This is a genomic window from Pseudomonas jilinensis, assembly GCF_003586265.1.
Classification (GTDB): domain Bacteria; phylum Pseudomonadota; class Gammaproteobacteria; order Pseudomonadales; family Pseudomonadaceae; genus Halopseudomonas; species Halopseudomonas phragmitis.
This window is the reverse complement of record NZ_QJSA01000027.1, coordinates 1-10266: the sequence shown is the minus strand read 5'-3', so window position 1 is coordinate 10266 and position 10266 is coordinate 1. Positions and strand designations below refer to the sequence as shown.

Sequence of the window (10266 nt, the reverse complement as noted above, 5' to 3'; positions counted from 1 at the left end):
CTACTCTCCGTGGGTAACTCGGGCACTTACTCTTCCTCCCTCAGATCGTACACGCCGATTGCCTTTATACGTGAACATTCTTCTGGCCAAGATTCTCTGTCGCTAGGATTTTCAGAGTGCAAGAGGGCTTGGACATACGGTGGCAATTCCTCGGAGTCCCGAACGACGCCATCTAACTCTGTGTCAAAGTAGTGGCTGAAATATTTACCGCTGCGCGTCAACGGACAGCAGAAAATACAATGAAACGGATTGGATTTATTGAGTATGGTTTGTAACCCAAGCCGCTTGCCAAATTTAGTGTCACCGAAAGCCTTTGCATCTGAGGCCGGCAACATAAAAACGCCAGCATTACGTTGTAATCGCCGACCGCCGCACAATGCTTTGGCTCCTCCGGCATTGGTGCTATAAATTGCGTAAAACGGCAGCAACGAACGTGAGGCTGCATAATTCTGAAGAGTGGCAAGTTGGCTTTGGCTGTTGCTTGGATAATTAAACTTGCGTACGTAGGAGTCGAAGGATTTAATGAATTTCTTTGCCTGAAACAATAACGGAATAGCTTTCTTCCGCCCTACCAGCCAAAGCTCCAATTCGAAATCGGCTCCAGTTAAGTGGTGTTCTTGATGCTTCGTAAAAGTCTTGGCGGACAAGTACTTAAAGCGGCTGTCCAACTGGCGCCAACGCCAAATCAGAAAATCCGTAACGGACTCTTCATTAACATCTGGTACATTGACCATAAAGTCATGCACTTCCTGACCCAGTGCAATGTTGGCTTTGCAGATATCCATATGTTTCATAGGTGCCTAACAGTGAAGTGGATCGACAGCTTTATGACCACAGATCATTGGCTTCTCTATGATTGCGGCACTTCCCAACACACACGGGCAAAAAACTCTCATACATTCAATTCCTTAGCCAACTCACCAAACACTCCAACGTAATCGCTTGGCTTCTCTGTTTCATGCGCACAATCATGCCCTGGCGCACACTGGGCGCAGGGTTTTGCATGGGATTCAAGGGTGCATGGCAGGGCAAGGGCTGTTCTGCTGCGGATTGCGTGTCCGTGCTGGGTCATGCTGACCTCCTGTCGATAATGGTTTGAAGATAAACCGTTATCGCGTGGAGGCCAAGGGCCATTTTTTGTGGCTGAGCGCCCAAACCTGGGCTACAGAAACGCAAAACCCCGGCCAGGTAGCCCGGCCGGGGTTTTGTTGAGGCACTGCGCGGGGCTTAGTAGCCCAGAGCGAAGTCTTCCTCGGCCATGTCCATCAGGTTGTCAGCACCGGACAGGATGGCTTCAACATGCGCGCGGGTACGCGGCAGGATGCGCTGGTAGTAGAAGCGCGCAGTCTGCAGCTTGGCCTTGTAGAAGGCCGCGTCGTCAGTACCGGCAGCCAGCTTCTCAGCGGCCACGCGGGCCATGTCAGCCCAGAAGTAGGCCAGGCAGACATAACCGGAGTACATCAGGTAGTCCACCGAAGCGGCACCGACCATCTCGCGGTCTTTCATGGCAGCCATGCCGATCTTCATGGTCAGGTCGGCCCATTCCTTGTTCAGCTGAGCCAGCGGCGCAACGAACTCTTTGACCGAGTCGTTGGCTTCCTGAGCCTGGCAGAACTTGTGGACGATCTTGGTGAAGCCCTTGAGTGCTTCGCCCTGGGTCATCAGTACCTTGCGGCCGAGCAGGTCAAGGGCCTGGATGCCGGTGGTGCCTTCATACAGCATGGAGATACGGGCATCGCGCACGTTCTGTTCCATGCCCCACTCGGCGATGAAACCGTGACCGCCGTAGATCTGCACACCGTGGTTGGCGGCTTCGAAGCCGACTTCGGTCATGAACGCCTTGGCGATCGGGGTGAGGAAGGCCAGCAGCGCATCAGCGGCTTTCTTCTGCTCCGGGTCCTGGCTGTTCTTGACAATATCCACCTGCTTGGCGGTGAAGTAGACCATTGCCCGGTTGCCTTCGGCAAAGGCTTTCATGGTCAGCAACATGCGGCGCACATCGGGGTGAACGATGATCGGGTCAGCGGCTTTCTCGGGTGCCTTGGCACCGGTCAGAGCACGCATTTGCAGACGCTCGCGGGCATACTTGATGCCGCCCTGGAAGCCGATTTCGGCATGGGCCAGACCCTGCAGAGCGGTACCCAAACGGGCGGTGTTCATGAAGGTGAACATGGCGTTCAGGCCCTTGTTCGGCTCGCCGATCAGGAAGCCGGTGGCGCCGTCGAAGTTCATGACGCAGGTAGCGTTGCCATGGATACCCATTTTGTGTTCCAGCGAGCCGCAGGATACGCCATTGCGCTCGCCCTTCTCGCCATTGGCGTCGGGCAGGAACTTGGGAACGATAAACAGGGAGATACCCTTGGTGCCGGCCGGGGCGTCGGGCAGGCGGGCCAGAACGATATGGACGATGTTCTCGGCCATGTCGTGCTCACCGGAAGAAATGAAGATCTTGGTGCCGGAAACCTTGTAGCTGCCATCGGCCTGCGGCTCAGCCTTGGTGCGCAGCATGCCCAGGTCGGTACCGCAGTGCGGCTCGGTCAGACACATGGTGCCGGTCCACTGACCGGAAACCAGCTTGGTCAGGTAGACGTGCTTCTGCTCGTCGCTGCCGTGGGTGTCGATGGTGTTCATGGCGCCGTGCGACAGGCCCGGGTACATACCCCAGGACCAGTTGGCCTGGCCAACCATTTCGCTGATCGCCAGACCCAGCGACTCGGGCAGGCCCTGACCACCGTGCTCAACGTCATGCGCCAGGCTCGGCCAGCCGCCTTCGACGAACTGCTGGTAGGCTTCCTTGAAGCCAGTCGGGGTCTTGACGCCTTCCGGACTCCAGGTGCAGCCTTCGGTGTCGCCAACGCGGTTCAACGGAGCAATCACCTGCTCACAGAACTTGGCGCCCTCTTCCAGAATCGCATTGACCATATCCGGAGTGGCGTCTTCGCAACCCGGCAGACTCTGATAATGTTCTTCGTAACCCAGAAGTTCATCACGCACGAAACGGATGTCACGCAGGGGAGCCTTGTAATCTGGCATGGCACTTGACCTCGACGGTTGTTACGGGATGCGACAGCCTGTGGCTGCAATTATGTTACGGGGCCTTTGAAAGTCATCTGCACAAGCAGCTTTCAAACGCGTGTTTGAAACATACGTTTACGCCAGCACACTGTCAACCCCTCGTGAATGTCCGACCATAAATAATTTGTAAATGGTGCGCGCCTGCCCCAGGACTCAGCGTCAGGCCAATGGAGCAGATCAGAGAAAAGCAGAAGGAAAACGAGAACTGCTGCGCGAAGGTATCAGCGCAGCAGCAGGGAATTCAGAAGGGTAAAAAAATCAGGCAGTTACATCCAGCAAGGTGCCCAGCACCTCATCGGCGGTATCGATCACAGAGGCGCCAGCTTCCACTTCACGCTGAGCCAGTTGCAGTTCAACCAGGCTGTCGACCAGATTGACCGGGCGGCTGGTTTCCACTGCAGTGGTGGCCACGGGTTGAGGGTTGGCCGGTTGTGCCGGTACCGCCTGGGCTGCGGCCGGATCGTCGGGCAGGGCCAGGCGGGCGATATCGTTCGCTGCTCCGGTCATCCGTTGCTGGCCCTGACGCACACTGTTCAGGCCAGAGGACATCACATCAAGCATGGCCATAGGCTGGTCCTCGGGTAAATTGATGTTGTCATTCAAGCACAATCGGCCAGCCATGGGTAGTTTTGCCTCACAGCAGTGGTGTCAGATCCAGGCATTCGGCGACCCAGCGGCTATCAACCTGTTCCAGCCAGGGCACTTCTCCCAGGCACGGCGCCGGCAGCAGCTTGCGCAGGGTTTCCAGGTTTTCCCGCGGGCGGCTCATGTTCGGATCGACCTGATTGGCCACCCAGCCGACCAGCCGTAGCCCGCTGGCGGCGATTGATTCGGCGGTCAGCAGGGCGTGGTTGATACAACCCAGACGCAGCCCCACTACCATGATCACCGGCAGTTTCAGATCAACGGCCAGTTCGGCCAGAGTCTGTTCCTCATTGAGCGGCACCTTCCAGCCGCCGGCGCCTTCAACCAGCGTCAGATCGGCATTGCGGTCGAATACTTGCAAACAGGCGCCAGCCAGCAGCTCGACGCTGAGCCCGACATTTTCCTCACGGGCGGCGATATGCGGGGCAATGGCCGACTCCAGGGTAATCGGGTTGACCAACTCGTAGGCCAACGGCGGATGACATTCAGCCTGCAGCGCCAGCGCGTCATCATTGCGCAGGCCTTCGGCGGTGCGTTCACAGCCAGCCGCGACCGGCTTGACCGCTGCGGTGGTCAGGCCCGCCTGGCGGGCGGCATGCAGCAGGCCGGCGGCGATGGTGGTTTTGCCGATCTCGGTATCGGTTCCGGTTACGAAATAGCGTTTGGACATTTCAACCCTCCTTATAAAGCTGAACCTGGGCGACGTGGTAAGTGGCGGGCAGGCCTTGAGGCTGGCGATAGCTTTCATAAGCCTCGGTCAGGGCTCGCAAGCGCGCCCTGCCAGTCAGGCCGCCGGGCCGCCCGGGGTTGATATTGTGAGCACCCAACGCCTTGAGTTCATGGGTCAGGCCACTGAGTTGGGGGTAATGCAGCACATGGGTTTCGATGTCGCAGCTCAGGCCAGCAAAACCGGCACTGGCCAGACAATCCCGCAGATGGGCTTCAGGCATGAAGCGATTGACGTGCACGAAGCCATCCACTGCCTGCCAGGCGGCGCGCAATTCACTCAGTGATCCTTCTACCAGTGTAGTCAACGCCAGCCGCCCACCCGGTCGCAGGGCCCGCCGCGCCTCGGCCAGGGCCTTGCCCAAGTCCGGGCACCACTGCAGCGCCAGGCTGGAAAAGATCAGATCCTGGGATTCATCCCGCAGCGGCAGTGCCTCGGCATCGGCGGCGATCCAGCCATGTCCGGTCTCGCCCTGCTCACGGGCAAAACGCAACATGCCTTCGGCCAGATCAAGCCCGGCAACCGGCACCGCATAACGCCGGGCCAGCGCCCGGGTGAAGTAGCCGGTGCCACAACCCAGGTCGACGACGTACTCCGGCTGCCAGGCCGCTGGCAAGCGCTCAAGCAGGTTGTGCCCGACCTGACGCTGAAAGGCCGCTGCCTGATCATAGGTGGCGGCCGCCCGCCCGAACGAACTGGCGACCTGCTGTTTGTCGATCACGGCCTCAGGCATCACGAGCCTCGAGAAACTCGCCGATCCGGGCCGCCAGCCAGACTGGCTGCTCCAGTGGCAGGGCATGACTGGCCTGACCATGCACAACCAGCCGCACACCCGGCGCCAGGGTCCGCAAATGATCAGCCAGCGCCACCGGCACCAGGGCATCACGCGCAGCCAGGCAATGCAGGCTGGCTGTCGGGTTGTTTTTCAGGGCACTGCGGTGGTCAAGCACACCAAGCAGAGCCAGGGCATGCAGGCGCTGCTCTTCGTCGGCCTGATCCCAGCTCAGCATGCGGCTGAGGCTGCGGGCCTGATCACTGCCCTGGGTCACCAGCAAGGCAAAGCGCTTGAGGGTCTTGTCCGGTTGCAGGCGAAAGTCATTGAGAAAGGCCTTGAAGGTGGCAGTGGCCATCGCCTCGGGCCAGTCTTCGCGGGCAACGAAGCAGGCATTGCTGGCGATAGTCACCACCTGCCGATAACGCTCAGGGAAACGCCGTTGCAACTGCATGGCCAGCATCCCGCCCAGCGACCAGCCAACCAGCACACCGGGCGGCAGGCGCTCGGCCAGCTCACTCAGATCGGTCTCCAGGCTGGACATCTGCACCGCGGGCAACTCATGGGCAGCAACCTGCCAGCCCGGCAGTTCTTCGCCCAGCGCTGCCGTCAGCGGTTGCATGCTGGCAGCGGCCTGGGCCCAGCCCGGTAACAGACTGAGGTTGTTCATTCGCCCTCCGGCAGTTCACGTAATGCCTGTTGCAGCGCTTCAAGCAATTGGTTGACATCATCTTCGCTGTGCAGCGCCGACAGCGTTACCCGCAGCCGGGCGGTGCCACGCGGTACGGTGGGCGGTCGAATCGCGGTAACCAGAATGCCGCGCCGCCGCAGGGCCGCCGACAGTCCCAGCGCGCGTTCGCTGCTGCCAACCAGAATCGGCTGGATCGGGGTCGGGCTGTCCATCAGATTCAGCCCCAGCGCGCTGACGCCCAGGCGGAACTGGGCGATCAACTGGGCCAGGCGCTCGCGCCGCCAGTGCTCACCCTGCAGCAACTGCAGGCTACGCAGCGTGGCGCAGGCGACTGCCGGCGGCTGGCTGGTGGTATAGATGTACGGGCGGGCAAACTGGATCAGGCTTTCGATCAGTTCCTCACTGCCGGCAACGAAGGCTCCAGCGGTGCCGAACGCCTTGCCCAGGGTGCCAATCAGCACCGGCACCTGATCAACGCTCAGGCCAAAATGCTCGACGATCCCGCCACCATTGCGGCCCAGGCAGCCAAAGCCGTGGGCATCGTCAACCATCACCCAGGCGCCGTGCTCGCGGGCCTTGGCGCACAGCGCCGGCAGCTCGGCCAGGTCGCCGTCCATGCTGAACACGCCGTCGGTTACCACCAGCGTGTTGCCTTCGGCCTTGGCCAGACGGCTGCCAAGGCTTTCGATATCGTTGTGCAGATAGCGTGAGAAGCGCGCGCCGCTGAGCAGCCCGGCATCCAGCAACGAGGCATGATTGAGGCGATCTTCCAGCACCGTATCGCCCTGACCAACCAACGCCGTGACCGTGCCCAGATTGGCCATGTAGCCGCTGGACAGCAGCAGCGCCCGTGGGCGACCGGTGAATTCGGCCAAGGCCTCTTCCAGAGCATGGTGCGGGCTGCTGTGGCCTACCACCAGATGCGATGCACCGCCGCCGACACCCCACTGCCGGGCACCTTCGGCGAAGGCTTCGATCACCGCCGGATGACTGGCCAGCCCCAGATAGTCGTTGTTGCAGAACGCCAGCAGCGGCTGGCCATCAACCACCACCCGCACCCCTTGCGGCGACTCCAGCAGCGGGCGCTGACGGTAGAGGTGGGTGGCGCGGCGTTCAGCCAGGCGCGAAGACAGATCAAAGGGCATAGTGGCTCTTCAGAAAGTGCAGGCCGTTTCAGCAGCCGTGCAAGGAAAACACTGATCAAGTTGGACCTTGCGCCTGTCGCATTGTCCTACCCCTGGGCCAGGCACGCTGTGAACCCATCCCTGGGCGCTCGACGATGCCCGTCCAGGGCATCGACGGCCTGTCCCAGGGGTAGGACAACACGACACTGGATGCATTGCAGTTGATCAGCGTTTCCCAGCCTGACCAGTGGCCGAGGCTAAACAGCCTCACACCGCCGCATTGACGAACAGCGCACTGTCACGCTGCTCCACCAGAGCCTGCTCGATGGCGGCCTGATGAACTTCATCGTCATGTTCTTCGCGCTCTTCCGGCTTGATGCCCAGGCGCTCGAACAGGCGCATGTCTTTCTCAGCCTGCGGGTTGGAGGTGGTCAGCAGACGGTCACCGTAGAAGATCGAGTTGGCGCCGGCGAAGAACGCCAGCGACTGGGTCTGCTCGTTCATCTGCTCGCGCCCGGCAGACAGCCGCACATGCGATTTCGGCATCATGATCCGGGCTACCGCCAGGGTGCGGATGAAGTCGAACGGATCGACATCTTCCTCGCTTTCCAGCGGAGTGCCCTTGACCTTGACCAGCATGTTGATCGGCACGCTTTCCGGGTGCTCCGGCAGGTTGGCCAGCTGAATCAGCAGGCCGGCGCGGTCTTCCAGGCTTTCACCCATGCCAAGAATACCGCCGGAGCAGATTTTCATGCCGGCATCACGGACGTACGACAGGGTTTGCAAACGCTCGCCAAAAGTCCGGGTGGTGATGATGTTGCCGTAGAACTCCGGCGAGGTATCCAGGTTGTGGTTGTAGTAGTCCAGCCCAGCCTCGGCCAGCGCCGCGGTCTGCTCCTTGGTCAGCTTGCCCAGGGTCATGCAGGTTTCCAGCCCCAGCGCACGCACGCCACGGACCATCTGCAGAACGTAGGGCATGTCTTTGTCAGACGGATGTTTCCAGGCCGCGCCCATGCAGAAGCGGGTGGCGCCGATGGCCTTGGCCTTGGCGGCCTCGTCCAGCACCTTCTGCACTTCCATCAGCTTTTCCTTGTCCAGGCCGGTGTTGTAGTGGCCGGATTGCGGACAATACTTGCAGTCTTCCGGGCAGGCGCCGGTCTTGATCGACAGCAACGTGGAGACCTGAACCCGGTTGGCATCGAAATGCTGGCGGTGCACAGTCTGCGCCTGGAACAGCAGGTCATTGAAAGGCTGACGGAACAGCGCGAGAACCTCGGCCTGGGTCCAGTCGTGACGAAGTGCGGATTGGGTCATGGAATACATCCTTGGCGATTGCACGGTGCCCCCGAAGGGGTAACTCTTATGACTCGCATCATAGCGACGGCAAGGAGGCTGTCAACCCATGATCAAGCACAAGGTTTACCAGTGGTTATTATTTAACCAATCGCATTGCCTGTTATGCCTGGGCAGTCAACCCAATGCTGCCGGGCTATGCGAGAGCTGTCTGGCCGAGCTGCCCTGGCAAGGCCCACAGTGCCGTCAATGTGCTCTGCCGCTGAGCAGCGCCGAGCAGTTGTGCGGCAAATGCCAGCAGTCACCCCCGGCCTTTGCTCAGGTTGTTGCGCCGCTGCTCTATCAGTTCCCACTCGACAGCCTGATCCCGGCGTTCAAGCATCACGGCCAGTTAGCATACGGTCGTCTGCTGGCCCGGCTGCTGAGTGACGCTGTTCAGCATCATTATCAGGAACGGCAACTGGCCTGGCCGGATCTGCTGCTACCCATGCCCCTGCACCCCAAGCGTCAGGCCCGACGGGGTTTCAATCAGGCCTTCGAGCTGGCCAGGCCAATAGCCCGCAGCCTGAAGCTGAAGCTCGACAGCAATAATCTGATCCGCCAACGGCCAACACCGGCCCAGCAAGGGCTCAATGCCGACGAGCGCCGACGCAATCTGGCCGGCGCCTTTCACTGCCGCCACCCCGAGCGGCTGGCGGGCCTGCATCTGGCGCTGATCGATGATGTGCTGACTACCGGCAGCAGCGCCCAGGAAGCCAGCCGCACCTTGCTGGCCGCCGGAGCGGCCAGTGTCAGTGTCTGGTGCGTGGCGCGCACGCCTTAGCCAGCCCGACATGGATTGTCACAGGTCTAACGGCCTTCGCAATGACGGTTAGACTTGACCTTGTCTGCGGCAACCATCAGCCTTCACCCCTGCCCCTCAGATACGGAGCTGTCCGATGTCCACCCACCCGTTCGCCACCCTCACCCCGGATACCGTGCTCGATGCGGTGGAAAGCCTGGGGCTGGTCAGTGACGCCCGTATTCTGACATTGAACAGTTACGAGAACCGGGTATTTCAGGTTGGCATCGAGGGTCAGCAACCATTGATCGCCAAGTTCTACCGCCCGGACCGCTGGTCCGATGAGGCCATCCTTGAGGAGCACGCCTTCTCCCAGGAACTGGCCGAACGCGATATTCCGGTGATTGCGCCCACCGCCTACGCTGGCCGCACCCTGTTCGAGCATGCCGGCTTTCGTTTCAGTCTGTTCCGCCGCTTCGGTGGCCGGGCACCGGAGTTCGATGATCCTGACCAGTTGCTGATGCTGGGGCGCCTGCTCGGACGCTTGCATGCGGTTGGCGCGATGCGCCCGTTCGAGCACCGGCCGGCGCTGACCGTCGACAATTTCGGGCATGAGAGCCTGAACTTTCTGCGTGAGCACGACTGTGTCCCGGACAGCCTGCGCCCGGCCTACTTCTCGGTGGCCGACGACCTGCTGAAACGGATTGAAGCGCAGATGGCCGAGCATCCGTACCAGTCGATCCGCCTGCACGGCGATCTGCACGTCGGCAATCTGCTGTGGCGCGATGACCTGCTGTATATGGTTGATATGGATGACTGCCGCATGGGCCCGGCGGTTCAGGATCTGTGGATGATGCTCTCGGGCGAACGTGACCAGCGCCAGGCGCAACTGGCCGAGCTGGTCGATGGCTACAATGAATTCCACGATTTCGACCCGCGCCAGCTCAACCTGATCGAGTCGCTGCGCAGCCTGCGGCTGATTCACTACAGCGCCTGGCTGGCCCGACGCTGGGATGACCCGGCATTTCCCAAGCACTTCCCCTGGTTCGCCAGTGAGCGCTACTGGGCCGAACAGGTTCTGACCCTGCGCGAGCAACGCGCGGCACTGGATGAACTGCCGCTGCGGCTGTTCTGACTGGATTGCCACGCCGCTACGCG

10 protein-coding genes are annotated in these 10266 nt (G+C 60.8%); 2 read left to right on the top strand and 8 right to left on the bottom strand.

Features of this window, described 5'->3' with window-relative positions; translation table 11 throughout:
• Positions 1–26: 26 nt before the first annotated feature.
• From C2846_RS18270 to bioB, 8 genes are all read right to left on the bottom strand, one after another.
• Entirely contained in the window at positions 27–794 is a 768-nt protein-coding gene (locus C2846_RS18270; RefSeq protein WP_131038242.1) for a DUF6615 family protein, read from the bottom strand.
• 433 nt (positions 795–1227) lie between these two features.
• Positions 1228–3033: a phenylacyl-CoA dehydrogenase gene (locus C2846_RS18265; RefSeq protein ID WP_080048310.1), complete on the bottom strand. Its 1806-nt coding sequence runs from the start codon at positions 3031–3033 to the stop codon at positions 1228–1230.
• 300 nt (positions 3034–3333) lie between these two features.
• Complete coding sequence (locus C2846_RS18260) at positions 3334–3642, bottom strand: flagellar basal body rod C-terminal domain-containing protein (protein ID WP_205890279.1); 309 nt, start codon at positions 3640–3642, stop codon at positions 3334–3336.
• 67 nt (positions 3643–3709) lie between these two features.
• Positions 3710–4390, bottom strand: coding sequence for a dethiobiotin synthase (gene bioD, locus C2846_RS18255; protein WP_080048312.1), 681 nt, complete (start codon positions 4388–4390; stop codon positions 3710–3712).
• A gap of 1 nt (position 4391) precedes the next feature.
• Positions 4392–5180, bottom strand: a complete 789-nt coding sequence (gene bioC, locus C2846_RS18250) for a malonyl-ACP O-methyltransferase BioC (protein ID WP_080048313.1) — start codon at positions 5178–5180, stop codon at positions 4392–4394.
• Positions 5173–5889, bottom strand: a complete 717-nt coding sequence (locus tag C2846_RS18245) for an alpha/beta fold hydrolase (protein ID WP_080048314.1) — start codon at positions 5887–5889, stop codon at positions 5173–5175. The genes bioC and C2846_RS18245 overlap by 8 nt, the downstream gene beginning before the upstream one ends.
• The gene (bioF, locus tag C2846_RS18240) at positions 5886–7055 is read right to left on the bottom strand and encodes an 8-amino-7-oxononanoate synthase (RefSeq protein ID WP_119702169.1); all 1170 of its coding nucleotides are present in this window, start codon (positions 7053–7055) and stop codon (positions 5886–5888) included. Before bioF ends, C2846_RS18245 begins: the two co-directional genes overlap by 4 nt.
• A gap of 246 nt (positions 7056–7301) precedes the next feature.
• On the bottom strand, positions 7302–8348 hold the full coding sequence (gene bioB, locus C2846_RS18235) for a biotin synthase BioB (protein WP_119702168.1): 1047 nt from the start codon (positions 8346–8348) through the stop codon (positions 7302–7304).
• Between the two features lie 88 nt (positions 8349–8436).
• Between bioB and C2846_RS18230 the strand changes: the two genes are divergently transcribed.
• The gene (locus C2846_RS18230) at positions 8437–9150 is read left to right on the top strand and encodes a ComF family protein (RefSeq protein WP_119702167.1); all 714 of its coding nucleotides are present in this window, start codon (positions 8437–8439) and stop codon (positions 9148–9150) included.
• Positions 9151–9265: 115 nt separating this feature from the next.
• A complete protein-coding gene (locus tag C2846_RS18225) occupies positions 9266–10243 on the top strand; it encodes a serine/threonine protein kinase (protein ID WP_080048318.1) in 978 nt (325 codons plus the stop codon).
• Positions 10244–10266: the final 23 nt, after the last annotated feature.